The organism is Nonomuraea sp. MG754425, assembly GCF_021699195.1.
Classification (GTDB): domain Bacteria; phylum Actinomycetota; class Actinomycetes; order Streptosporangiales; family Streptosporangiaceae; genus Nonomuraea.
On sequence record NZ_SSXE01000070.1, the window covers coordinates 35,920 to 59,635 of the forward strand.

The following is a 23,716-nucleotide window of genomic DNA, read 5'->3' on the forward strand; positions in this document are numbered from 1 at the left end:
ACCCTGGTCATCCTGTCATCCCGGCCCCCGGCGGCCGCGCGGGAGCGGACGGGGCGTGTCGCCGTGAATCGGCTCTTCGCCCGGGTAGAGGGCCGGTGGAGTGAGCGACAGGAGGATCCCATGGCGAAGACCGTGGCAGAGGTCATGACGCCCCACCCGGCGACGGTGGAGGCCGACGAACCGGTGTCCGTCGCGGCGACGCTCATGCGCGACCACGACACGGGGGCGGTCATCGTCAACGAGCACGGCCGGTTGAAGGGCATCGTCACCGACCGCGACATCGCGGTGCGCGTCGTGGCCGCCGATCTCGGGCCCGACACGCCCGTACGCGCGGCGTGCAGCCCGTTCGTCGAGGTGGTCGGCTCGGAGGCGACCATCGAGCAGGCCGTCCGGCTCATGCGCGAGCACGCCGTGCGCCGCCTGCCGGTGGTCGAGGACGGCCGCGCGATCGGCGTCGTCAGCCTGGGCGACCTGGCCGTCGAACGCGATCCGGACTCGGCGCTCGCCGACATCTCGGCCGCGGAGGGCAATCGGTAGTACGGTCTTGCGGGTGGTCACCGTCGATGACGTACGGCAGTTCGCGCGCACGCTCCCGCGCTCCTCGGAGCACCTCGTCCGGGACCGGGTGAAGTTCCGCGTCGGCCAGATCGTCTACGTGGCGTTCTCGCGTGACGAGAGCCTGATGGGGTTCGCGTTCCCGAAGGAGGAGCGGGCGGACCTGGTGGCGGCCGAGCCCGCCACGTTCCTGCTGCCCAGGGAGTCGGAGCTGCGCTTCAACTGGGTGGAGGCGCGCACCGCGGCCCTCGACGCCGAGGAGGCGCGGGAACTGGTGCTGGAGGCGTGGCGGATGTGCGTGCCGAAGAAGGTGCGGCTGGAGCAGGCCCGCGGATCATGACCCACCGTGATCATGACCCACCGTGGCGGCCGGGCCCGGGGCCACGCGGCGCGCGCGGCCCCGGGCCGGCGGGTCAGCGGGTGACCCCGCGGTAGAGGTCGCGGGTGAGCGTGGTGACGCGTTTGACCGAGGAGTTCCACGTGCCGCCCGCCGGATGCGCGGTCAGCACGGCCATGACGTAACGCTCGCCCTGCCCCGCCAGCCCGGTGGTGTGCAGGACCGGACGGCCGTAGTCGGGCACGCCCGAGCCGGTGGCGCGCCGGGCGATCCACGAGATGGGCGCGCCGACGGCCCTGGCGTCGCCGCCGCACCTGACCGGCGGCGTGCTGCCGAAGCCCGACCAGCCCTGCTTGACCGCCCACGGCCGGGCGACCCCGTCGGGGATGCCGAAGGTCTGGTCGAAGCCGTCGGTGCCGCAGGGCGTGGAGCGCCGCAGGTGGCCGAGGATGGTGTCGCGGACCCTGGGCTCGGCCCGGTCGAGCAGGTAGCGGTAGGTGCGCACGATGTCGTACGCGCTCAGCGAGGTGTACCCCCAGAACCCGGGCTTGGACGCGGGCGGCGGCGTGGTGTCGGACAGGCCCAGCTTCCGTGCCTGCCTGACGACGATCTGCCCCTTGCCCAGCCGCTCCCAGAAGGCGGTGGCGGCGTCGTCGTCGCTGGAGCGCAGCATGACCTTCAGCAGCCCGGCGTCGGCGGCGGGCACGCTCTTGCGCCCCTCCAGGTAGTCGATCGCGATGAGGATCTTGACGACGGAGGCCGAGCGGTACTTCCGGTGCGCGTTCCGCGTGGCGACGATCTTGCCGGCCTGCCGGTCGAACACCACCCAGGCGGCCGTGGTGCCGGCCGGGACGCTGGGCGGTTTGACGGCCGCGGCGGCGTGGGCGGGGGTCGCGAGCGCGGCGACGACGGCGGGCACGAGGGCCAGGGGCGTGATTCGCACCCGCCTATAACTACCAGATTCCGGCCGGCCACCCTTGACCGCCCAACGAAACCGGGTATAAACACAGGAGAAACCAACCAGAAACGGCGGTGAACCAACATCATGTACGCCGAGGAGCGGCAGCAGGAGATCCTGCGGAGGGCGCGGGCCGCGGGCCGCGTCGACGTGGTGACGCTGGCGGCCGAGCTCGACGTGACCACCGAGACGATCCGCCGCGACCTGACGTCGCTGGAGCGGGCGGGCGTGCTGCGCCGCGTGCACGGGGGCGCGATCCCCGTGGAGCGGCTGGGCTTCGAGCCCGCGCTGTCCACCCGCGACGAGGTCATGACGGCCGAGAAGGAGCGCATCGCCAAGGCCGCGCTGGCCGAGCTGCCCGAGGACGGGTCCGTGATCATCGACGCGGGCACCACGACGGGCCGCCTGGTGCAGGTGCTGCCCGCCGACCGGGAGCTGACCGTCGTGGTGAACTCGCCGCCGCTGGCCACCGCGCTGGCCGCGCGCGCCAACCTGCACGTGATCATGCTGGGCGGCCGGGTCCGCGGCAAGACGCTGGCCACCGTGGACGACTGGGCGCTGCGTCCCCTGGCCTACCTGAACGTGGACGTGGCGTTCATGGCCGCCAACGGCTGCTCGACCGCCCGCGGCCTGACCACACCGGACCCGGCCGAGGCGGCGATCAAGCGGGCCATGGTCAAGGCCGCCCAGCGCAGCGTGCTGCTGGCCGACCACACGAAGTTCGGCGACACCTACCTGTCCACGTTCGCCGAGCTGGGCGAGATCGACGTGGTGATCAGTGACAACGGGCTGGACCCGGCGCTGGCCGCCGACCTGGCGGCGGCCGGCCCGGAGGTGATCAGGGCGTGATCCTCACCCTGACCCTGAACCCCAGCCTCGACCGCACGATCGAGATCGCCGCCCTCGACCGGGGCGCGGTCATCCGCGCCGCCGCCGCCCACCTCGACCCGGGCGGCAAGGGCGTCAACGTCTCGCGCGCGCTGCTGGCCAACGCCGTGACCGGGCGCGCGGTGGTGCCGTACGGCGGGGACGAGGGCAGGCAACTCGTCCGCCTGCTGGCCGCCGAGGGGCTGGACATGGTGACCGTCCCTGTCACGGGGCCGACCCGGTCGAACGTGACGCTGGCCGAGCCCGACGGCACCATCACCAAGGTCAACGAGCCCGGCACCGCGCTGTCCCCAGCGGAGCTGGACACGATCGCCGAGGCCGTGCTGGCCGCGGCCCACTCCGGCGGCCAGGGCGCGGACTGGGTGGTGGCCTCGGGGAGCCTGCCGCCCGAGGTGCCCGCCGACGTCTACGCCCGGTTGTGCCGCAGGTTCGCCGGCGCGGGCATCCTCATGGCCGTCGACACCAGCGGCCCGGCGCTCTCCAGCGCGCTCGGGGCCGCGCCCGCGCTGGTCAAGCCCAACCTGGAGGAGCTGTCGGCGGCCACCGGCATGCCCATCCGGCGGCTGGGCGACGTCCGCGAGGCGGCGAGCAAGCTGCGGGCGGCCGGTGCGCGCGCGGTGCTGGCCAGCCTGGGCGCCGACGGGGCCGTGCTCGTCGAGGAGGGCGGCTGCTGGTACGGCGAGGCCGCCGTGACCGAGCCGCGCAGCGCCGTCGGGGCCGGCGACGCCATGCTGGCCGGATTCCTGGCCGCCGGTGGCCGTGGCCCCGAGGCGCTGCGGCAGGCCCTGGCCTGGGGCGCCGCCGCCGTACGCCTGCCCGGCAGCCGCATGCCGGGCCCCGCCGACATCGACCCCGGGGCCGTCGTCATCGGGCCGCCCGACCCCGGCCGGCCCCTGTCCACCGCGTCCCCCGTCCCCTGACAACCAAAGTGGCTGCTCAACCCCCCGAAGGAGCACGTCCAATGGCCGACACGTACACACCTCCGGTCACCGGGACCGGAGTCAAGGCCACCATCCAGCGCATCGGCGGCCATCTGGCCGGCATGATCATGCCGAACATCGGCGCGTTCATCGCCTGGGGCCTGATCACGGCGCTGTTCATCCCGACCGGCTGGCTGCCGAACGAGTCGCTGGCGAAGATGGTCAGCCCGATCATCGGGACGCTGCTCCCGGTGCTCATCGCCTACACCGGCGGCCGGATGGTGCACGGGCAGCGCGGGGCGGTGGTCGGCGCGGTCGCGGTGATGGGCGTCGTGGTGGGCACGGAGGCGCCGATGTTCCTGGGCGCCATGATCATCGGCCCGCTCACCGCCCTGATCCTGAAATATGTGGACAAGTTCACGGAGGAGCGGACCAAGACCGGCTTCGAGATGCTGGTCGACAACTTCTCCGCCGGCATCGTGGGCGGCGCGATGGCCATCGTCGGCTTCTACGGCATCGGCCCGGTCGTGCAGGCGATCACCACCGCCGCGGGCCACGCCGTGGAGTGGCTGATCACCAGCAACCTGCTGCCGATCGCGTCCCTGCTGATCGAGCCGGCCAAGGTGCTGTTCCTGAACAACGCCATCAACCACGGCGTGCTGAGCCCGCTGGGCGTGACCGAGGCCGCCGCGACCGGCAAGTCGATCCTGTTCATGCTGGAGTCGAACCCGGGTCCGGGGCTCGGCCTGCTGCTGGCGTTCCTGATGTTCGGCCCGCGCGCGATGCGGCCGAGCACGCCCGCCGCGATGATCATCCACTTCTTCGGCGGCATCCACGAGATCTACTTCCCGTACGTCCTCATGAAGCCCCGTCTCATCCTGGCCGTCATGGCGGGCGGCGCGGCCGGGGTGTTCGCGTTCATGATCACCGGAGCCGGCCTGGTCGCCACGCCGTCGCCGGGCAGCATCTTCGCCTACGTCGCGGTCACCCCGAAGGGCGGCTGGCTGGGCTCCGGCCTGGGCATCCTCGTGGCGACCGCCGTGACGTTCGTCGTGGCCGCGCTGCTGCTGGGCTTCGGCAGGGGCGAGAAGGCCGAACCCGCCGAGACCGAACAGACCCCCGAAACCGTCAAGGAGAGCTGACGACATGGCAGGCATCGACAGCACGGACATCCACAAGATCATCGTGGCCTGCGACGCGGGCATGGGCAGCAGCGTGATGCTCGCCTCCCAGCTCAAGAAGCAGCTCAAGGGCACAGGCGTGATCGTGGAGCACACCCCGGTCAACTCCATCCCCGACGACGCCGACGTGGTCCTGTGCCACGCCGGGCTGGCCGCCCGTGCCAAGGCGGCCGCTCCGGGTAAGGTTCTGGTGCCGTTCCAGATCTTCCTCGGCGACCCGGCGGTGACCCGGCTGGTGAACACCATCAAGAACGGCGGCACCGTCGATGCGTGACGGCCTGCTCGACCCGCGCGCGGTGCTGCTGCACGAGAGCGCCGCCGACCGCGCCGCGGCCATCCGCCGGTGCGGGCGGGCGCTGGCCGACGTGGGCGCGGTCGCCGAGCCGTACGTCGAGGCGATGCTGGAGCGCGAGCGGTCGATCTCCACCTACGTCGGCGAGGGCGTGGCCATCCCGCACGGCACCAACGCCTCCAAGGACGACGTGCTGCGGGACGCGATCTGCGTGGTGCGCTTCCCCGCCGGCGTCGACTGGGACGGCGAGCACGTCACGCTGTGCGTCGGCATCGCCGCCAAGAACGACGGTCACGTGCCGCTGCTGGCGGCGCTGGCCGAGATCCTGCTCGACCCCGAACGGGCGCGGGCGCTACGTGAGGCCACCAAGGTCTCCCAAGTGATGAAGGAGCTCACCGTATGAAGGTCGCGCGTTTCCACGCGCCCGGCGACATCAGGATCGAGGACGCGCCGGAGCCGGTCGCCGGTCCCGGCGAGCTGAAGATCCGGGTGCGCAACTGCTCGACGTGCGGTACCGACGCCAAGATCCTCAAGTTCGGCCACCACCACATCGTGCCGCCGCGCGTGATGGGCCACGAGATCGCCGGCGAGGTGGTCGGCACCGGGGCCCGGGTGCAGGTGATCGCCGCGATCCCGTGCGGGAGGTGCGCCGACTGCGCGGCGGGCCGCCGCACGGTGTGCCCGAACCAGGAGTCGATGGGCTACCACTACGACGGCGGCTTCGCCGAGTACCTGATCGTGCCCGCCAAGGTGCTGGCCGTGGACGGCGTCAACGCCATCCCCGACGGCGTCGGCTACGCGGAGGCGTCGGTGGCCGAGCCGCTGGCGTGCGTGCTCAACGGCCAGACGCTGGCGCGCGTCGGGCCCGGCGACGACGTGGTGGTGATGGGCGCGGGCCCGATCGGCTGCCTGCACGTGCGGCTGGCGCGGGCGCGCGGGGCGTCCCGGGTGTTCCTGGTGGACGTCAACGCCGAGCGGCTGGCGATGGCCGCCGAACTGGTGCGTCCGGACGCGGCCATCGACGCCGACCCGGTCGAGCAGGTGCTGAAGCTGACCGGCGGCCGGGGCGCCGACGTGGTGATCACGGCGGCGGCGTCGGGCGCGGCGCAGGAGCAGGCCGTGCGGATGGCGGCCCGGCAGGGGCGGCTCAGCTTCTTCGGCGGCCTGCCCAAGGACGACCCTGTCATCGCGCTCGACTCCAACCTCGTGCACTACCGGGAGCTGACCATCGTGGGCGCCAACGGCTCCAGCCCCGCCCACAACGCGCAGGCGCTGCGGCTGGTGGCCGAGGGCGCCGTGACCGTCTCCGACCTGATCACCCACCGGCTGCCGCTGCCGCGCGTGCTGGACGGGATCGACCTGGTCACCCGGGGCGCGGCCATCAAGGTCACCATCGAACCCTGAGGAGTGATGGCAATGGCACAGCGAACCGTGGCCGTGGCCTCGGCCAGCGGGCTGCACGCCCGTCCCGCGAAGTTGTTCGTGCAGGCGGCGGTGCGGACGGGGGTCCCGGTGACGATCCGGGCCGGGGAGAGGTCGGCGCCGGCCAGGAGCATGCTGGGCGTGCTGTCGCTGGGTGTCGTCCGGGGCACCGAGGTCACGCTGGAGGCCGACGGCCCGGGGGCGGAGGAGGCGCTGGACACGCTGGCCGCGCTGCTGGCCCGCGACCTGGACGCCGACGAGGCCCTCGATGCCTGACGGCGACCCCAGGACGGGCCCCAGGACCGGCCCCTGGACCGGCTCCGCCGGGCGGCTCGCCGGGCTGGGGGTCAGCCAGGGGCGGGCGGCCGGGCCGGTGATCCGGCTGGCCGAGCCGCCGCGGCTGCCCCCGCCGCGTGCGGTCACCGACCCGCGGGCCGAGGCGGCCGGCGCGGCCAAGGCGCTGGAGGCGGTCGCCGCCGAGCTGAATCGCCGCGCGCTGGCCGCCGGCGGCGAGGCGGCCGGCATCCTGGAGGCGCTGGCCATGATCGCCGAGGATCCGCTGCTGCTGGCGGAGACCGAGCGGCTGACCGGCGAGGGCGCCGACGCCGCGCACGCCCTCGACGCCGCCTTCGCCCATCATCGCGAGGCCCTGGCGGCGCTCGGCGGCTACCTGGCCGAGCGGGCCGCCGACCTCGACGACCTCAGGAACCGGGCCGTGGCCTGCGCCCTCGGCCTGCCGATGCCCGGCCTGCCCGCGCCCGGCCACCCGTACGTGCTGGTCGCCGCCGACCTGTCGCCGGCCGACACGGCGGGTCTGGGCCCCGAGGTGCTGGCGCTGGTCACCGAGCGCGGCGGCCCGACCAGCCACACCGCGATCCTGGCCCGGGGCCGCGGCCTGCCCGCCGTGGTCGCCTGCGCGGGCGTCCTGGACCTGGACGACGGCACGGTGATCGGCGTGGACGGCGGCACCGGCGAGGTCGCGGTCGGTCTCACCGAGGAGGAGGCCGCCGGGGTCGCCGGGGCCGAGCGGTCCCGGCGGGCCCGGCTCGGGGCGAGCAGGGGGCCGGGCCGGACCGCCGACGGGCATCCGGTGAAGCTGCTGCTCAACATCGGCTCGGCGGCGGACCTGGCGGCGGACGCGCGCGGGACCGACCCCGAGGAGGCGACCTCCGAGGGGGTGGGCCTGTTCAGGACGGAGTTCCTGTTCCTCGATCGCCGGCAGGCGCCGTCGTTCGAGGAGCAGGCCGCCGCGTACGCGGAGGTGTTCGCGCGGGCGGAGCACGTGATCGTGCGCACGCTCGACGCCGGCACCGACAAGCCGCTGCCGTTCCTCGGCCTGCCCGCGGAGCAGAACCCGGCCCTGGGCGTGCGCGGCCTGCGGGTGGACCGGCTGCTGCCGGACGTCCTGGACACCCAGCTCGGCGCGATCGCCGCGACTTCCTCAGCATCGGCACCAACGACCTGGCCCAGTACACCTTCGCCGCCGACCGCCAGCACTCGGCCCTGGCCGACCTCCTCGACCCGCGCCGGCCGGCGCTGCTGGAGCTGATCGCCCGCTGCGCGCGGGCGGGCCTGGAGGCGGGCAAGCCGGTCGGGGTGTGCGGCGAGGCGGCGGGCGATCCGCTGCTCGCGCCCCTGCTGGTGGGGCTGGGCGTGACGAGCCTGTCCATGGCGCCGGTGTGCGTCCCGGCGGTGCGGGAGGCGCTGGCGGGGCTCACCCTGGCCGAATGCCGCGAACGCGCCCACACCGCACTGGACACCGACCCATGAGGCGGCTCCGCGCGGTGCGGAGGCCCAGAGCACGAAGCGATCGCCGGCCTCACGGCGATCCGGGCCCGGAAGCGGCTCCGCGGGGTGCGGGGGTCCGGGCCGCGAGCCTCACGGAGATCCGGAGCGTCACGGAGATCCGGGCGCTGAGGTGAACTTCCCGTCGTGCCGCTTCCCCGGCCGGGCTCTCCCCTGTGTCCGGCCGGGTGCGGCGCTCAGGCGGCCGGCTCCGGGTTGTGTGCCCGCAGCCGGAGCCGGTCGCCCTCCACGTCCACCGACACCTTGCCGTGCTCGCGGACCTCGCCGGTGAGCAGCATCGTGGACAGCCGGTTGTCCAGCTCCCGCTGCACCGTGCGGCGCAGCGGCCGGGCGCCGAACTCGGGCTGGTAGCCGCGCCGGGCCAGCCAGTCCTTGGCGTCGTCGGCGACCTCCAGCGACACGTCCTGGCCGCGCAGCCGCTGCCGGGTGCGCTCCAGCAGCAGGTCCACGATCTGGCGTAGTTGCTCGCGCTCCAGCCGCTTGAAGACGATCGTCTCGTCGATGCGGTTGAGCAGTTCGGGGCGCAGCGAGTGCCGCAGCAGGTCCATGAGCTGCTCCTCGACGTCGCCGGTGGCCTCCAGGATGAGCTGGGCGCCGATGTTGCTGGTCATGATGACGATCGTGTTGGTGAAGTCGACCGTGCGGCCCTGGCCGTCGGTCAGGCGGCCGTCGTCGAGCATCTGCAGCAGGATGTTCATGACGTCGGGGTGGGCCTTCTCGATCTCGTCGAGCAGGATCACGCCGTGCGGGCGGCGGCGTACGGCCTCGGTGAGCTGGCCGGCCTCCTCGTACCCGATGTATCCGGGCGGCGCGCCGATCAGCCGCGAGACCGTGTGGCGCTCCTGGAACTCGCTCATGTCGATGCGCACCATGTGGTCCTCGCCGCCGAACAGGGCCGCCGCCAGCGCCCTGGCCAGCTCCGTCTTGCCGACGCCGGTGGGGCCGAGGAACAGGAAGCTGCCGATGGGGCGGTTCGGGTCCGCCAGGCCGGCCCTGGCCCGGCGCACGGCCTCGGCGATGGCGACGACGGCCTCGTCCTGGCCGATGACGCGCTCGTGCAGGTGCTCCTCCAGGCGCATGAGGCGGTCGCGCTCCTGCTCGGTGAGCTGGGTGACGGGGATGCCGGTGCGGCGGGAGACGACCTCGGCGATGTCCTCCACCATGACCTGCGGCACGGTGTCGGCCCCGTGCCTGGCCCGCTCCAGCTCGGGGCGGACCTTGTCGATCTGCGTGGCCAGCTCCTTGGCGCGGTCGAAGTCGTCGGAGGAGACGGCCTGGTCCTTGTCGCGGCGCAGCGCGTCGAGGCGCTCCTCCAGCTCCCGGACGTCGCTGCCGGGCGTGCGCGAGCGCAGCCGGACGCGGGCCGAGGACTGGTCCATGAGGTCGATGGCCTTGTCGGGCAGGAACCGGTCGGAGATGTAGCGGTCCGACAGGTTGGCCGCGGCCGAGAGCGCCTCGTCGGTGATGCGGACCTGGTGGTGCGCCTCGTAGGCGTCCCGCAGCCCGGCCAGGATCTCGACCGTCTGCTCCACGGTCGGCTCGGCGACCAGGATGGGCTGGAAGCGGCGTTCGAGCGCGGCGTCCTTCTCGATGTTCTTGCGGTACTCGTCGATGGTGGTGGCGGCGACGACGTGCAGTTCGCCGCGGGCCAGGGCGGGCTTGAGGATGTTGGCGGCGTCCATGCCGCCCTCGGCGGAGCCGGCCCCGACGAGCGTGTGCACCTCGTCGATGAAGACGATGATCTCGTCGGCGTGCGCGCGCACCTCGTCGATCACCTTCTTGATGCGCTCCTCGAACTCGCCCCGGTACTTCGAGCCGGCCACCATCCCGGTCAGGTCGAGCGCGACGACGCGGCGGTCCTTGAGCGTGTCGGGGACGCTGCCGTTGACGATGCGCTGGGCGATGCCCTCGACGATCGCGGTCTTGCCGACGCCGGGCTCGCCGATCAGGCACGGGTTGTTCTTGGTGCGCCGCGAGAGCACCTCGATGCACTGCTCGATCTCGTCCTCGCGGCCCACGACCGGGTCGATGCGGCCCTGCATGGCCTCCTCGGTGAGGTCGCGGCCGTACTCGTCGAGCGAGGGCGTGCCGCTCGCCCGGCGGCCGTCGCCGCCGCCGGCCCTGGCCGCGCCGGACATGAGGGCCTGCTGCAGTTCGTTGGCCGAGACGCCCTGCTCATGAAGGAGGCGGGCGGCGCCGGAGTCGGGGTTGGCGGCCAGCGCGAGCAGCAGGTGCTCGGGGCCGATGTAGGACGACTGCAGGGCGCGCGAGATGCGCTGGGCGTCGAGGATGGCCCGTTTGGCCGCCGGGGAGAGCGTGGTGGGCGGTTCGGCGGACTCGCCGGGCCCGGCGGTTTCGTCGATGCGGTCGCGCAGCCGTCCCGCGTCCACCCCGGAGGTGTTCAGCAGCGCCCGCGCGGAGTCGGTGTCGATCAGCGCGTCGAGGAGGTCCAGCACGTCGAGGTCGGCCGCGCCGCGCTGGCCGGCGGCCTCCAGCGCCCGGCTCAGCGTCTCCCTGGCCTCGGCGCTGAGCAGCTTGCCGACGTCCACCCGCTGGACGCTCGGCCGGGACGGCGGCCAGCCCTCCATGCCGCCGAACACGCGGCCCGTGAGCTCCTCGAACCCGCGGAACGGGTCCCCGCCAAAGAATGACCTGAACGGCATGTCCGACATAGCATGTCCCCCTCGTGCTCACGGGACATCTAGCCGCGTATGCCGCATGTCATTGCCAGCGTTCGGCAAAGCCTTCGGGCGCGGCGCACGTCACCCGGTCGCGACGGCCTCGGCGACCGGCGTGTCACCGGAGACGAGCTCCAGCGTCCGCCCCGCGCCGCCGGGGTGCGCCAGCAGCGCCACGACGACGGCGGCCACGTCGTCGCGCGGCACCGCGCCGGGCGGCACCGAGGGGGCCAGCCGCACCAGGCCGGTGCCCGGCTCGTCCGTCAAGCGGCCGGGCCGCAGGATCGTCCAGTCGAGGTCGCGGGCGCGCAGATCCTCCTCGGCCGCGGTCTTGGCCGTGATGTAGGCGGCCCACACCTCGTCGCGGCCGGGCGCGGGCGGCCGGCCCGCCCCCATGGAGGAGATCTGGACGAAGCGCCGCACGCCCGCCCGCTCGGCCGCGTCGGCCAGCAGCACGGACGCGCCGCGGTCCACGGTGTCCTTGCGCGCCGCGCCGCTGCCGGGCCCCGCGCCGGCCGCGAACACGACGGCGTCGGCGCCCGCCACGATCCGCGCGACCTCCTCGACGCCCGCCTTCTCCAGGTCGCACAGCACGGCCTCGCCCCCGGCGGCCTCGACGTCGGCCACGTGCGCCGGATCGCGCACCAGCCCGACGGCCCCCTGCCCGAGCCGGGCGGCCAGCCGCAGCGCGATCTTCCCGTGTCCCCCCGCGATGATGATCCGCATGTCGCCCATGGTGTCATGGACGCATGCACGACTTCCCGGAGGCGCCCACACCCGCGTTCCTGTTCGACCTGGACGGCACCCTGATCGACAGCGTCTACCAGCACGTGATCGCCTGGCGGCAGGCGCTGTCCGGGATGGGCATCGACCTGTCGGTGTGGCGCATCCACCGGCGCATCGGCATGAGCGGCGGCCTGTTCGTCAGCGCGCTGCTGCGCGAGACCGGCCTCAAGCTGACCCGCGAGCAGATCGACGAGCTGCAGAGCACCCACATGGAGTGGTACGAGCAGCAGGCCGGCTCCGTCAGGCCGCTGCCCGGCGCGCCGGAGCTGCTGGCCGAGCTGACCTCGCGCGGCGTGCCGTGGGCGATCTGCACCAGCGGGTACGCCCGCACGGCCCGCCTCTCGCTGGCCATGCTGGGCCTGCCCGATGACACCCCGATGGTCACGCGTGACCTGGTGCGCCGCGCCAAACCCGACCCCGACCTGTTCCTCGCCGGTGCGGCGCTGGCCCGGGTGGATCCGGCGCATGCCATGGTGGTGGGCGACAGCGTCTGGGACCTGCTCGCCGCCCGCCGGGCCGGCGCCCTGGGCATCGGGCTGCTGTCAGGCGGTTACGGCAGGGACGAACTGGAGCGGGCGGGCGCGTTCAGGGTGTACGCCGACCCGGCGGACATGCTGGACCGGCTCGACGAGCTGGGTGTCCGGCAGAGTGACTGAGGTGGGAATATCCCTGCGAACCCCCAAGCTTGATCATGCGTATCCCCCGAAGAGGAGCTGAGATGGACTTGGCAGACATCGGCGTCACCGGTCTGGCGACCATGGGGCGCAACCTGGCACGCAACCTGGCCAGGCACGGGTACGCGGTGGCCGTGCACAACCGCTCGTCCGGCCGTACCCAGCAGTTGGTGAAGGAGTTCGGCGGGGAGGGCACGTTCGTGCCGTCCGAGGAGCTGGCCGGTTTCGTGGCCTCGCTCAAGCGCCCGCGGCGCGCGATCATCATGGTGAAGGCGGGCGCCGGCACCGACGCGGTGATCGACCAGCTCGCCGAGCTGATGGAGCCGGGCGACATGATCGTCGACGGGGGCAACGCGCACTTCGAGGACACCCGCCGGCGCGAGGCGGCGCTGCGCGAGCGCGGCCTGCACTTCGTCGGCACCGGCATCTCCGGCGGCGAGGAGGGCGCGCTGAACGGCCCGAGCATCATGCCGGGCGGCTCGACGGAGTCGTGGGAGGCGCTCGGCCCGATCCTGCAGGACATCTCGGCCAAGGTGGACGGGGTGCCGTGTTCGGTGCACGTGGGCCCCGACGGCGCCGGGCACTTCGTGAAGATGGTGCACAACGGCATCGAGTACTCCGACATGCAGCTCATCGCCGAGTCGTACGACCTGCTGCGGCAGGCGCTGGGCGCGACGCCGGCCGAGCTGGCCGAGGTGTTCAGGGAGTGGAACCGCGGGGAGCTCGACTCGTACCTGATCGAGATCACCGCCGAGGTGCTCGACCAGGTGGACGCCGAGACCGGCAAGCCGTTCGTGGACGTCGTGGTGGACCAGGCCGAGCAGAAGGGCACCGGCCGCTGGACCGTGCAGAGCGCCCTCGACCTGGGCGTCCCGGTGACGGGCATCGCGGAGGCCACGTTCGCGCGGGCGCTGTCGGGGCACCCGGAGCAGCGGGCCGCGGCCCGGTCGCTGCGCGGTCCCGAGCTGTCCGGGGTCGGCGGGCGCGAGCTGGTCGACGACGTGCGGCACGCGCTGTACGCGTCCAAGATCGTGGCCTACGCCCAGGGCTTCGACCAGATGGCGGCGGCCTCCAAGGAGTACGGCTGGGACCTCGACCTCGGGGCCATGGCCACGATCTGGCGGGGCGGCTGCATCATCAGGGCCAAGTTCCTCGACCGCATCCGGGCCGCCTACGACGCCGACCCGAACCTGCCCACGCTGCTGGCCGACCCGGCGTTCTCGGCCGCGCTGGACACCGCCCAGGAGTCGTGGCGGCGCGTGGTCACCACGGCGGTCCAGATCGGCGTGCCGACGCCCGGCTTCTCCTCGGCGCTGGCCTACTACGACGGGCTGCGCCGCGACCGCCTTCCCGCGGCACTGGTGCAGGGGCTGCGCGACTACTTCGGCGCGCACACCTACCGGCGGGTGGACAAGGAGGGCTCCTTCCACACCGACTGGTCCGGCGACCGCGCCGAGCACCCGGCCTGACCCGGGGCCCTCAGCTCCTGCCCAGCGGCACGGCGTTGGCGATCGCGGTCACCACGCAGAACCCGAAGGGGCCGGCGGTGTCGTGCATGGCCACCTTGCCCGTCGCGATGCCGTCGGCGCTGGCGTGCCCGGCCGACTCCTGGCCGATCAGCTCCCCTTCGGGGAGTCTGGCCAGCGTCATGGTGTAGTCGGCGTTGATGAAGCGCAGCCCGTCGGGCTGGGCGTTGGCGAGCGGGCTGGCGAAGTCGGCGGCCAGCGCGGCGCGTACGAGGGGCGTCAGCGGCTCGTCGTCCACCAGCGGGTGGGTTTCCCGCAGCCAGGCGCGGGCGGGCCCGGCAAAGGGTGCGGCGGAGGGGGCGGTCCACCACAGGTCGAACGGCGGACGCCAGCCGCCGCCGCCCGTCACCGGCGGCCCGGAGGGCGGCGGCTCGTCCCAGGCGGGCGTGACGTGCGAGCGCTCGCCGCCGGGCTGCTCGCCCTCGCGGAGCAGGACCGCGCCGGCCCGCGCGATCACGCCCTGGTCGGTGGAGATCACCGCGTCGGCGACCCGGATCCGGCGGCCGTCCCTGACGAGCGTGGTCTCGACGGTGACGGGCAGCAGCGGGCTGTTGCGGAACAGGTCGACGGTCAGCCGGGCGAAGCGCAGGCCGGGCTCGGCGTGCCGCTCCTCCAGGGCTCGGGCCGCCAGCCCGCCGAGCAGGCGGCCGTGCAGCATGTCGGGCGACCAGGGGCCGCGGGCGTGCGGGGCGGGGACGAGCTCGTCCCTCTTGCGGGTGAAGAAGGCTGACGTCACAGAATGAGATTCTAGACGGAGATCGGCCGGCAGCCGAGAGCACGCGGTGGCCCCGCCCGGGGTTGGCCCGCGCTCGGACGGGTCCGTATGCTCCGGTGAATGCACGATCAAGGTGAGGACCCCCGGCCGGACCGGGGCGCGGTACGCGAGATCCATTCCCTCCGGGACGCGGTCTCCCTGGCCTACTCCCCCGACCTCGACGGCCTGGGCGACCCCGGGGAGATCGTCTGGGCGTGGGTGCCGTACGAGGAGGACCCGTCCCGGGGCAAGGACCGGCCGCTGCTGATCGTCGGCCGCACCGGCCGCAGGCTGCTGGCCATGATGTTGTCCAGCAAGGGCGACGACGGGCCCGACTGGCTGGAGCTGGGCGCCTGGGGGCGCGACGACCGGGTGTCGTACCTGCGGCTGGACCGGGTGTTCGTGCTGGACGAGGACGACATCAGGCGCGAGGGCGCGGTGCTCGACGCCGAGCGGTTCGCCCGGGTGGCGGCCCGGCTGATGAAGACGCACGGCTGGGGCGTGTGACGTCCCCTGTCGTGACCCGCTCATCGCGGGCCGCCCGTACGTGATCGAGGCGCCGGAGGCGTTCGCGCGCGAGCGCGAGCCCGGCGCCGCCTGGCCGGCCCGGCACGCGGTGGACGCCGCCGTGGCGACCGTGCGCGAGCCCGGCCGCGTCCAGCCGGACCCGCTCATCCCGCCTTCCCCGGCTCGCCGGGGAAGGCGGGGGCTCATGATCGCCGGGCGCCCGTCGGGGTCGCCGGTGGGGTGTCCGGGGCGGGGGGTCCGGGCTTGCCGCGCACCAGGGCGGCGATGCGCAGGCCCAGCCAGATGAGCAGGGCGAGCACCCCGACCAGGAGGTACTCGATGGCCGGGATCCGCACCGACTCACTCGCCGCGCCGACGAGGTCGCCGCGCAGGCCGTACACGATCATGGCGGCGGCCACGTAGCAGGCGGCCAGTCCCCACCGGACGGCGGCCGGCAGGCCCAGCCCGTGCATCTGGGTGATGACGAACACCCCCAGGAACCCGAACAGGAACATCGGCCACGCCCCGTCGGGCCCGGAGGTCATGACGGCCACCAGCGTGCCGTGCACGGCGACCGTGGCCTCCAGCGTGAAGGTCCACCAGCGGTTGGTGTGCGCCCTGGTGAGGAAGAGCGAGCCCTGCAGGAGCAGCAGGAACATGTAGAAGAAGCCGATCAGGTGGCCCGAGGTGGCCTCGGCGGGGTGGTACCAGAACGTGTAGACCGCCGCCCAGGCGAACAGGTAGCCGTGGTAGCGGCGGGCGAAGTCGACCACGGCCCGGCCGAGGGGGACGGGCTTGCCCAGGAACAGGCCGCGCCGCCGGTTCTCCATGAGCAGCACCAGCACCAGCAGCAGGACCACCGAGCCCTGTGAGCTGAAGATCGAGACGTCCTGCGCCAGCCCGTCGTAGAACAGGTGGGTCTGCAGCACGTGCAGGGCGATGAAGGCGGTGTTGACGGCCAGGGCGGCGACGTTGACCGGGTGCAGGCCGCTGGTGTAGCGGCGGACCCTGGTCTGGGCGTGGTAGATCAGCCACCAGAACGCGATCTGGTGGGCCGCGTACCCGCCCCAGGCCGTCAGCCTGGTCCAGAACGTGGGCTCGGGGAGTTTCCAGTAGTACCAGGACGCCCCCTGGTCGGGCAGCAGTTCGATGCCCTGCAGCCGCCCGCCGAGCAGCCAGATCAGCCCGGTCATGGCAGCGCTGGCCGCCACGCCGATGAGGAGGGCACGGCCCGCGCTGACGTTTCTCAGCGCCGTCATGGGAGGCTCCGATCGAAAGTCTTTCCATCATGGAATGTTTCGATTATGGAATGATGAGCGGTATGACCGCAAACCCGGCCGTCCCTGACGCGTTCGCGCTGATGGTGATGATGCGGGCGCTGAACGTGGAGAGCGACCGGTTCGCCGAACGGTTCGCCGCGCTGCACCGGCTGCACCGCACCGACCTCAACGCCCTCGTCGCGATCCTCGACGCCGGCCGCGCCGGAACCCCGCTCACGCCGGGCGGGCTGGGCGCGGCGCTCAACCTGAGCCCGCCCGCCACCACCGCGCTGATCGACCGGCTGGAGCAGGCCGGGCACGTCGAGCGGCGGCGCAGCGCCACCGACCGGCGCAAGATCGAGGTCGTGCTGAACGAGCAGGCCGCCCGGCTGGCCCGCCGCTTCTTCGCCCCGCTGGGACGGCACCTGTCGGCGGCGATCGCGGCGTTCACGCCCGAGGAGCGGCAGGTCATCGGGCGGTTCCTGGACAGCGGCATCAAGGCCACGGCGGCGGCCCGAGCCGAGACGAACGGTCCTGAGGCAGGCGACGCCGAGGAGGGCGCATGAGCACGATCGTGGTCACCGGAGGCACCCGCGGCCTCGGGCTCGGCCTGGCCCGGGCCCTCGTGGAGCGGGGGCACCAGGTGGTGGTGTGCGGGACCGACCCCGAGCGGGTGCGAGCGACCGGCGACCTTCCCGGCCTGGTCGCGGAGGTGGCCGACGTCACCGATCGCGACCAGCTCCAGAGCCTGTGGGAGCGGGCCGCCGGCACGTACGGCCGGGTGGACGTGTGGATCAACAACGCGGGCGTCTCGCACACCCGCGAGCCCGCCTGGCGGCTGCCCGCCGGCCAGGCCCGCCACGTCGTGGACGTCAACCTCGTCGGGGTGCTCAACGGCTGCGCGGTCGCGATCGCCGCCATGGCGGCCCAGGGCGGCGGCGGCCACGTGTGGAACATGGAGGGGCTCGGCACCGACGGGCGGACGGTGCCGGGGCTCGGCGTGTACGGGGCCACGAAACGGGCCGTCGGCTACCTCACCGGCGCGCTGGCCAAGGAGGTGCCCGACGGGGTGGGCGTGGGGCTGCTCAGCCCCGGCATGGTGGTCACCGACCTGCTCACCCACGGGTACTCGGAGGAGGAGCGGCGGCGGGCCTCGCGGGTGTTGTCGATCCTGGCCGACCGGGTCGAGACGGTGGCGCCGTGGCTGGCCGACCGCGTGGTCAGCCGGGCACGCAACGGGGCGCGGGTGCGGTGGCTGACACCGGGCAAGATCGCCTGGCGCTTCGCGAGCGCCCGCTTCACCCACCGCGACCCCTTCACGCCCTGACCCCCTCCCCCGGCAGGCGGCCTCAGCCGGGGAAGACGGCGGCCAGTTCGGGGATGCGGGCGCGGTAGCCGTCGAGCAGTCGGCGGGCCGTGGAGACCGAGTCCACCAGCGGGTGCAGCGCGAACGCCGTGACCGCCAGGTGCTCCGACCCCGTCAGCGCCGCCTCGATGACCGTCTGCTCCACCGCCTTGACCTGCTGCGCCAGCCCCAGGAAGGCGCCGGGCAGGGCGCGGGTGGCCAGGGGCCGCGCGCCGGAGGCGTCCACGGCGCACGGCACCTCCACGACGGCGTCCGCGGGCAGGCCCGGCAGGGCGGTGCCGTTGCGGACGTTGAGGATCATGGTGGTGGGCTCGCCCCTGGCGATGGCGGCCATGAGGGCCAGCGCGATCCCCTCGTACCCGCCCGCCTCCAGATCGGCGGCGGAGCGGTCGCCCGCGCCGGTGACCTCGCGCGCCTCCGCCATGTAGGACGTGTCCCGCTCCCGGCGCGCCCGCGTCCACTGCGCCAGCGCGTCCCCTGGCCGCTCGCGCACGCCGGCGTAGAAACGGTCCTGCTGTTCCAGCAGCGACTCCCCGCGCGTACGCCCCGAGCCGGCGGCCACGGCCTCCCGCGTGAAGTAGTAGTAGTACAGGTACTCGTTGGGCACCGCCCCCAGGCCGCGCACCCAGTCGGGGCCGAGCAGCCGCGCCTCCTCCACCTGCGCCAGCGCCGCGTCGTCGGCGAGCAGCCGGGGCAGCACGTCGCGGCCCTCGTGCTCCAGGCCGTACAGCCAGCCGAGGTGGTTGAGGCCCGCGTAGCCGGGCGACACGCGGGCGGGGTCCAGCCCGAGCGCGGCGGCGGCCCGCCGGACCAGCCCGATCGGCGAGTCGCAGATGCCGATCACGCGCTCGCCGAGCACGCGCCGCATGGCCTCGGTGATCATCCCGGCGGGGTTGGTGAAGTTGATGACCCACGCGCGCGGGGCGAGCGCGGCGATCCGCTCCGCCACCCGCACCGCGACCGGCACCGTGCGCAGCCCGAACGCGACGCCCCCCGGCCCGGTCGTCTCCTGCCCGATCAGGCCCAGCTCCAGCGCCACACGCTCGTCGGCGGTGCGGCCGGCCAGTCCGCCCACCCGGACGGCGGAGAAGACGAACGAGGCGTCGCGCAGCGCGGTGTCGAGATCGGTCGTGGTGCGGACCCGTGGCGGGTCGTCGTAGCCTGCGGCCAGCCCGCGCAGCACGTGGGCGACGACCTCCAGCCGCTGGGGCGAGACGTCGTACAGCACCACCTCCTCCACCCGCGGTTTCGCGGTGTCGCGCAGCAGCGCCCCGTACACCAGCGGGACCCGGAACCCTCCGCCCCCGAGAACGGCCAGCCTCATCCGCACCCCTTCACGTCAGCAGGACCTCGGCGCCGGCCGCCGCGCAGGCGCGCAGCGTGGCCTGGTCGGCGCCGTCGTTCGTGACGACCACGTCGATCTCCTCGGGCCCGCACACCCGCAGCGCGCCCGTACCGGGAAACTTGTGCCGGTCCACCAGCAGCACCACCTGCCCGGCCGCGGCCATCATGGCGCGCTTGAGCGGCACCTCGGCCAGCGTGGTGTCCACGAGTTGCCCGTCCGGCCGGATCCCGCTGGCCCCGAGGAACACCCGGTCGGCCACCACCTGGCGCAGCGCGGCCTCGGTGAGCACCCCGACCAGCGAGTGGTACTGCCTGCGCACCATGCCGCCGAGCAGCAGCAGCTCGACCCCGGGATCGGAGCGCAGCACGTCGAGGACGGCGAGGCTGGAGGTGACCACGGTGACGCGGCGCCCGCGCAGCCGCCGGGCCAGCCGCATCGTCGTCGTCCCGATGTCGAGCAGGACCACGTCGCCGTCGGCGACGAGCAGGGCGGCGCGCGCGGCCACCGCCTCCTTGTCCTGCTCGTCGGCGCCGGCCACCTCGGCGAACGGCCGGTCGGTGTCGGCGTCGGGACAGGGCAGCGCGCCGCCGCGGACGCGGCGCAGGGTGCCGTCGCGGTCGAGCACCTCGAGATCCCTGCGGATGGTGGATGGGCTCACGCCGAGCTGGCTCGCCAGATCGCGCACGCTCGTGGCGCCTGAGGTGCGGACGCGGCGCATGATCTCGGCGTGCCTGAGGCGCTGGAGCACACCGGGATCCTATCAGTCAAATTCGCGCAGAAGTAAGCACCGTGCACTTGAAGTGTGCGAGCAAACGTGCAAGATTGCGCACAACCGGTGTGTCGAGGAGGACCTGTTCCCGTGTCTGCCCAGGCGTACGACCCTCTCGCCGGCGAGCGCACCCCGGAGGGTCCGCAGTTCGACGTCTTCCTGGCCGGAACCGTCTTCCTGGACATCATCTTCACCGGCCTGCCCGCGATGCCCGCGGCGGGCACGGAGATCTGGGCCGAGGGCATGGGCTCGTGCCCGGGAGGCATCGCCAACCTGGCCATCGCGACGAGCCGGCTGGGGCTGCGCACGTCGCTGGCGGCGGCGTTCGGCGACGACGACTACGGCGACTTCTGCTGGCGCACCCTGGAGCAGCAGGAGGCGGTCGACCTGTCGCGCTCGGAGCGCTTCGAGCACTGGCACTCGCCGGTGACGGTCTCCATGGCGGTCAACCGCGACCGCAGCATGGTCACGCACGGCCATCCCGCCCCCACGACCGCCTCCGAGATGATCGGCACCCCGCCGCGCTCGCGCGCGGTGATCGTGAGCCTGTCGGCGGAGGAGCCGCTGGGCACCCCCGGCAGCGCGTGCAACTGGGCGGACCTGGCCCGCCGCGACGGCTCGCTCATCTTCGCCGACGTGGGCTGGGACCCGTCGGGCGTCTGGTCGCGCTCGGTGCTGGACCAGCTCGAGGTCTGCCACGCGTTCATGCCGAACGCCACCGAGGCCATGGCCTACACCGGCACCGAGACGCCCAGGGACGCGCTGTACGCGATCGCCGACAAGGTGCCGCTGGCCGTGGTCACCGACGGGGCCAACGGCGCCATGGCGATCGACTCGACCACGGGCGAGGAGGCCTTCGTGCCCGCGCCCCGGGTGACGGCGCTCGACCCGACGGGCGCGGGCGACGTGTTCGGCGCGGGCATCGTGCTCGGCACGCTGTGCCACTGGCCGCTGGACGACCGGCTGGCGTTCGCCGGGGTGTGCGCGGCGCTGGCGGTGCAGCAGTTCGGCGGCTCGCTGGCCGCCCCCGGCTGGGGCGACATCGCCGACTGGTGGCACGAGGCGCGCGCGTCCGCCGCGCACAGCGGCGCCTACGGCAGCGCGCTGGCCCGCCGCTACGCCTTCCTCGACCGGCTGGTGCCGTCGGTCCCGGTGGGGGCCGTCCGCCGCGCCGCCGCCACCATCGCCCGGTACGCCGACGTCGGCATGGCGTCCCCCGAACCGAGCGCGCCCGCGCAGCAGAAGGAGTGAGCCCGTTGACCGCCCAGAAGCGACAGCGACCGGGAACCAGGGCGCTGGCCCTGCTCGTCGCCGCCAGCGTCCTGACCGTGGCCGGGTGCGCGCCCGGCTCCTCCGCCCCGCCGCGGCCGTCCGCGCAGGAGAGCTCCGCCCCCGTGCGCACCGACGCCGCCGCGCTCGGCGACGTCACCCTGACGGTCTGGGACCAGGAGGTACGCGGCGGCCAGGCCGCCCAGATGAAGCAGCTCAACGCCGCCTTCCAGGCGAAGTACCCCAACATCAAGCTGAACCGGGTCTCGCGCTCCTTCGACGACCTGAACACCACGCTGCGCCTGGCGCTGAGCGGCAACGAGCCGCCGGACGTGGTGGAGGCCAACAACGGCCGCTCGTCGATGGGCGCGTTCGTCAAGGCCGGGCAGCTCCGCCCGATGGACGCCTACGCCGAGGCGTACGGATGGAAGACGCGCTACCCGGAGTCGGTGCTGCGCTACTCGCGCTACAGCGCCGACGGCAAGCTGTTCGGCGAGGGCAACCTGTACGGCCTGCCGCAGGTCGGCGAGGTCGTCGGCGTCTTCTACAACGCCGCCAAGCTGAAAGCGCTCGGGCTGCAGCCGCCGCGCACGTGGGCGGAGTTCGAGACGGCCCTGGGCCGGGCCAAGGAGGCGGGCGAAGTACCGCTGCAGTTCGGCAACCTCGACAAGTGGCCCGCCATGCACGTGTTCGGCACCGTGCAGGGCCGCGCCGTGCCGCCGGACCAGATCGGCACGCTCGCCTTCGGCCGCAAGGGCGCCTCCTGGAACTCGCCCGAGAACCTCAAGGCCACCGAGCAGCTCGTGAGCTGGGTGGAGCGCGGCTACTTCGCCAAGGGCTTCAACGGCCAGGGCTACGACGCGGCGTGGCAGGCGTTCGGCAAGGGCCAGGGCGTCTTCCTGATCGCGGGCACCTGGCTGCTGGCCGACCTGCGCAAGGCGCTCGGCGACGACCTCGGCTTCATGCTGCCGCCCGGCGCCACGGAGCAGGCGGCGCCGGTGGCGACCGGCGGCACCGGGTTGCCGTTCGCGATCACGGCCAAGAGCCCGAACCCGGACGCGGCGGCGGCCTACATCGACTTCATCACCGACGCGGCGGCGATGAAGGTGCTCACCGAGACCGGCAACCTGCCGGTCGCCGACACCGGCGAGCAGACGGTCGCGGCCGGTCCGCAGCAGGACGTGTTCACCGCGTTCGGGACGGTGACCGCCAAGGACGGCCTGGTCCCCTACCTCGACTACGCCACCCCCACCTTCGCCGACACCCTCGGCGCGGCCCTGCAGGACCTGCTCGCCGGGAAGACGGCCCCGCAGGAGTTCCTGGCCACGCTGGAGAAGGACTACAAGACCTTCGCCGAGAGCAACGGCTGAGCATGGCGGCACCCCCCGGTGAGCCCCGGCGCGTCGCCTACCTCTACCTGCTGCCCGCCTTCGCCGTCTACGCGGCCTTCCTGCTGTACCCCATCGGCCGGGCCGTGCAGATCTCCCTGTACGACTGGGACGGCCTGACCCTCGGCACCTGGGCCGGGCTGGACAACTACATCGACATCGTCGCCGACGAGCGACTGCGCTCGGCCTTCGCGCACGCCCTGGTCCTCATCGTGTTCTACGCGGGCGCGCCGCTGGTCATCGGGCTGGCGCTGGCGGCGATACTCAACCACGCCAAGGTCCGGGGCCTGGGCTTCTTCCGCACGGTCGTGTTCCTGCCGCAGGTGATCGCCATGGTGGTGGTGGCCGTGGCGTGGCGGCGGGTGTACGCCCCCGACGGCTCGCTCAACTCCCTGCTCGGCGCGCTCGGGCTGGACTCGCTCACGCGCGGCTGGCTGGGCGAGCACGCCTTCGCGCTGCCGGCCGTCGGCGTGGTCGGCACGTGGTTCGAGACGGGGCTGGTGACGGTGCTGCTGCTGGCCGGGATGAGCCGCGTCCCGCTGTCCCTGTACGAGGCGGCCCGGCTGGACGGGGCGGGGGCCGTACAGGAGTTCTTCTCCGTGACGCTGCCGTCGGTGCGCGCGGAGATCGCGGTCGCGCTGACGCTGACGGTGATCGCCGCGCTGCGCACGTTCGACCTCGTGTACGTCACCACCCGCGGCGGGCCGGGCGATTCCACCTCGGTGCCGTCGTTCGAGGTCTACCATCGGGCGTTCGGGCTGGGGCAGGTCGGGTCGGCGGCGGCCGTCGGGGTCACCCTCACCGTGGTGATCTTCGCGATCTCCTTCGGGATCAACCGCTTCGCGGACCGGAGACTGACGTGACCACGCGACCGGACGTGCAGCAGTCACGCGGCCCCACGACCGGACATGCGGGAGGATCTCGTGGCCTCACGACCGATCGGACCGCAGGACCACGAGACCGCGTGGCCGGATGGGCAGAGGTTCCGCGAGAGCGCGCGGGCAGGAGGATCGGGTGAGGTCGTGCGGGATGGGCG

Annotated in this window: 26 protein-coding genes; 19 read left to right on the forward strand and 7 right to left on the reverse strand. The window is 73.5% G+C overall.

All coding sequences use genetic code 11. From position 1 onward, the window contains the following. Nucleotides 1–120 precede the first annotated feature (120 nt). Both FAF44_RS24090 and FAF44_RS24095 read left to right on the forward strand, forming a co-directional pair. Nucleotides 121–537 carry a CBS domain-containing protein gene (locus FAF44_RS24090; RefSeq protein WP_237105505.1) on the forward strand — a complete coding sequence of 139 codons (417 nt, stop codon included), beginning with the start codon at nucleotides 121–123 and terminating at the stop codon, nucleotides 535–537. A gap of 13 nt (nucleotides 538–550) precedes the next feature. Then, on the forward strand, nucleotides 551–895 hold the full coding sequence (locus tag FAF44_RS24095) for an MmcQ/YjbR family DNA-binding protein (RefSeq protein WP_237105506.1): 345 nt from the start codon (nucleotides 551–553) through the stop codon (nucleotides 893–895). Between the two features lie 73 nt (nucleotides 896–968). On the opposite strand, the gene FAF44_RS24100 is transcribed toward FAF44_RS24095, so the two are convergent. After that, on the reverse strand, nucleotides 969–1,835 hold the full coding sequence (locus FAF44_RS24100; protein WP_237105507.1) for a hypothetical protein: 867 nt from the start codon (nucleotides 1,833–1,835) through the stop codon (nucleotides 969–971). Between the two features lie 102 nt (nucleotides 1,836–1,937). Here FAF44_RS24100 and FAF44_RS24105 point away from each other — a divergent pair, with 102 nt between their 5' ends. From FAF44_RS24105 to FAF44_RS24145, 9 genes are read left to right on the forward strand one after another with little or no spacing between them, the layout of a single operon-like run. Next, the gene (locus FAF44_RS24105; RefSeq protein ID WP_237105508.1) at nucleotides 1,938–2,699 is read left to right on the forward strand and encodes a DeoR/GlpR family DNA-binding transcription regulator; all 762 of its coding nucleotides are present in this window, start codon (nucleotides 1,938–1,940) and stop codon (nucleotides 2,697–2,699) included. After that, entirely contained in the window at nucleotides 2,696–3,658 is a 963-nt protein-coding gene (pfkB, locus tag FAF44_RS24110) for a 1-phosphofructokinase (RefSeq protein ID WP_237105509.1), read from the forward strand. The genes FAF44_RS24105 and pfkB overlap by 4 nt, the downstream gene beginning before the upstream one ends. A 41-nt stretch (nucleotides 3,659–3,699) precedes the next feature. Further along, entirely contained in the window at nucleotides 3,700–4,800 is a 1,101-nt protein-coding gene (mtlA, locus tag FAF44_RS24115) for a PTS mannitol transporter subunit IICB (RefSeq protein ID WP_237105510.1), read from the forward strand. Nucleotides 4,801–4,804: 4 nt separating this feature from the next. Then, nucleotides 4,805–5,113 carry a PTS lactose transporter subunit IIB gene (locus FAF44_RS24120; protein WP_237105511.1) on the forward strand — a complete coding sequence of 103 codons (309 nt, stop codon included), beginning with the start codon at nucleotides 4,805–4,807 and terminating at the stop codon, nucleotides 5,111–5,113. Further along, complete coding sequence (locus tag FAF44_RS24125; RefSeq protein ID WP_237105512.1) at nucleotides 5,106–5,534, forward strand: PTS sugar transporter subunit IIA; 429 nt, start codon at nucleotides 5,106–5,108, stop codon at nucleotides 5,532–5,534. The genes FAF44_RS24120 and FAF44_RS24125 overlap by 8 nt, the downstream gene beginning before the upstream one ends. Continuing rightward, entirely contained in the window at nucleotides 5,531–6,535 is a 1,005-nt protein-coding gene (locus tag FAF44_RS24130) for a zinc-dependent dehydrogenase (RefSeq protein WP_237105513.1), read from the forward strand. Before FAF44_RS24125 ends, FAF44_RS24130 begins: the two co-directional genes overlap by 4 nt. A 12-nt stretch (nucleotides 6,536–6,547) precedes the next feature. After that, entirely contained in the window at nucleotides 6,548–6,829 is a 282-nt protein-coding gene (locus FAF44_RS24135; RefSeq protein WP_237105514.1) for an HPr family phosphocarrier protein, read from the forward strand. After that, nucleotides 6,822–8,102, forward strand: coding sequence for a putative PEP-binding protein (locus FAF44_RS24140; protein ID WP_237105515.1), 1,281 nt, complete (start codon nucleotides 6,822–6,824; stop codon nucleotides 8,100–8,102). The genes FAF44_RS24135 and FAF44_RS24140 overlap by 8 nt, the downstream gene beginning before the upstream one ends. Next, nucleotides 8,015–8,323: a putative PEP-binding protein gene (locus FAF44_RS24145; RefSeq protein ID WP_237105531.1), complete on the forward strand. Its 309-nt coding sequence runs from the start codon at nucleotides 8,015–8,017 to the stop codon at nucleotides 8,321–8,323. The genes FAF44_RS24140 and FAF44_RS24145 overlap by 88 nt, the downstream gene beginning before the upstream one ends. A gap of 212 nt (nucleotides 8,324–8,535) precedes the next feature. Here FAF44_RS24145 and FAF44_RS24150 read toward each other — a convergent pair whose 3' ends face one another. Both FAF44_RS24150 and FAF44_RS24155 read right to left on the reverse strand, forming a co-directional pair. Beyond that, nucleotides 8,536–11,031 carry an ATP-dependent Clp protease ATP-binding subunit gene (locus tag FAF44_RS24150; protein WP_237105516.1) on the reverse strand — a complete coding sequence of 832 codons (2,496 nt, stop codon included), beginning with the start codon at nucleotides 11,029–11,031 and terminating at the stop codon, nucleotides 8,536–8,538. A 90-nt stretch (nucleotides 11,032–11,121) separates the two neighbouring features. Then, nucleotides 11,122–11,763, reverse strand: a complete 642-nt coding sequence (locus FAF44_RS24155; RefSeq protein ID WP_237105517.1) for an NAD(P)H-binding protein — start codon at nucleotides 11,761–11,763, stop codon at nucleotides 11,122–11,124. Nucleotides 11,764–11,786: 23 nt separating this feature from the next. On the opposite strand from FAF44_RS24155, the gene FAF44_RS24160 reads away from it, so the two are divergent. Then, nucleotides 11,787–12,479: an HAD family hydrolase gene (locus tag FAF44_RS24160; RefSeq protein WP_237105518.1), complete on the forward strand. Its 693-nt coding sequence runs from the start codon at nucleotides 11,787–11,789 to the stop codon at nucleotides 12,477–12,479. A 62-nt stretch (nucleotides 12,480–12,541) separates the two neighbouring features. Continuing rightward, on the forward strand, nucleotides 12,542–13,966 hold the full coding sequence (gndA, locus tag FAF44_RS24165) for an NADP-dependent phosphogluconate dehydrogenase (RefSeq protein WP_237105519.1): 1,425 nt from the start codon (nucleotides 12,542–12,544) through the stop codon (nucleotides 13,964–13,966). Nucleotides 13,967–13,976: 10 nt separating this feature from the next. Here the strand turns inward: gndA and FAF44_RS24170 are convergent, their stop codons facing one another. Then, nucleotides 13,977–14,759, reverse strand: coding sequence for an acyl-CoA thioesterase domain-containing protein (locus tag FAF44_RS24170; protein ID WP_237105520.1), 783 nt, complete (start codon nucleotides 14,757–14,759; stop codon nucleotides 13,977–13,979). A 99-nt stretch (nucleotides 14,760–14,858) separates the two neighbouring features. Here FAF44_RS24170 and FAF44_RS24175 point away from each other — a divergent pair, with 99 nt between their 5' ends. Next, on the forward strand, nucleotides 14,859–15,284 hold the full coding sequence (locus FAF44_RS24175) for a type II toxin-antitoxin system PemK/MazF family toxin (RefSeq protein WP_237105521.1): 426 nt from the start codon (nucleotides 14,859–14,861) through the stop codon (nucleotides 15,282–15,284). Between the two features lie 203 nt (nucleotides 15,285–15,487). On the opposite strand, the gene FAF44_RS24180 is transcribed toward FAF44_RS24175, so the two are convergent. Next, on the reverse strand, nucleotides 15,488–16,543 hold the full coding sequence (locus FAF44_RS24180; RefSeq protein ID WP_237105522.1) for a hypothetical protein: 1,056 nt from the start codon (nucleotides 16,541–16,543) through the stop codon (nucleotides 15,488–15,490). 62 nt (nucleotides 16,544–16,605) lie between these two features. On the opposite strand from FAF44_RS24180, the gene FAF44_RS24185 reads away from it, so the two are divergent. Together FAF44_RS24185 and FAF44_RS24190 are read left to right on the forward strand one after the other, a co-directional pair. Next, on the forward strand, nucleotides 16,606–17,109 hold the full coding sequence (locus tag FAF44_RS24185) for a MarR family winged helix-turn-helix transcriptional regulator (protein ID WP_237105523.1): 504 nt from the start codon (nucleotides 16,606–16,608) through the stop codon (nucleotides 17,107–17,109). Then, nucleotides 17,106–17,870 carry an SDR family oxidoreductase gene (locus FAF44_RS24190; protein ID WP_237105524.1) on the forward strand — a complete coding sequence of 255 codons (765 nt, stop codon included), beginning with the start codon at nucleotides 17,106–17,108 and terminating at the stop codon, nucleotides 17,868–17,870. The genes FAF44_RS24185 and FAF44_RS24190 overlap by 4 nt, the downstream gene beginning before the upstream one ends. A gap of 22 nt (nucleotides 17,871–17,892) precedes the next feature. On the opposite strand, the gene FAF44_RS24195 is transcribed toward FAF44_RS24190, so the two are convergent. Together FAF44_RS24195 and FAF44_RS24200 are read right to left on the reverse strand one after the other, a co-directional pair. After that, entirely contained in the window at nucleotides 17,893–19,233 is a 1,341-nt protein-coding gene (locus FAF44_RS24195; protein WP_237105525.1) for a 6-phospho-beta-glucosidase, read from the reverse strand. A 10-nt stretch (nucleotides 19,234–19,243) separates the two neighbouring features. Continuing rightward, a complete protein-coding gene (locus tag FAF44_RS24200) occupies nucleotides 19,244–20,002 on the reverse strand; it encodes a DeoR/GlpR family DNA-binding transcription regulator (RefSeq protein WP_237105526.1) in 759 nt (252 codons plus the stop codon). A 111-nt stretch (nucleotides 20,003–20,113) separates the two neighbouring features. Between FAF44_RS24200 and FAF44_RS24205 the strand changes: the two genes are divergently transcribed. The 3 genes from FAF44_RS24205 to FAF44_RS24215 are packed head-to-tail and all read left to right on the forward strand — an operon-like array spanning nucleotide 20,114 to nucleotide 23,543. Then, nucleotides 20,114–21,274, forward strand: coding sequence for a PfkB family carbohydrate kinase (locus tag FAF44_RS24205; protein ID WP_237105527.1), 1,161 nt, complete (start codon nucleotides 20,114–20,116; stop codon nucleotides 21,272–21,274). 5 nt (nucleotides 21,275–21,279) lie between these two features. Next, nucleotides 21,280–22,662 (forward strand): ABC transporter substrate-binding protein, encoded by a 1,383-nt coding sequence (locus FAF44_RS24210; RefSeq protein WP_237105528.1) that lies wholly within the window; start codon nucleotides 21,280–21,282, stop codon nucleotides 22,660–22,662. A gap of 2 nt (nucleotides 22,663–22,664) precedes the next feature. Beyond that, nucleotides 22,665–23,543, forward strand: coding sequence for a carbohydrate ABC transporter permease (locus FAF44_RS24215; RefSeq protein WP_237105529.1), 879 nt, complete (start codon nucleotides 22,665–22,667; stop codon nucleotides 23,541–23,543). Nucleotides 23,544–23,716: the final 173 nt, after the last annotated feature.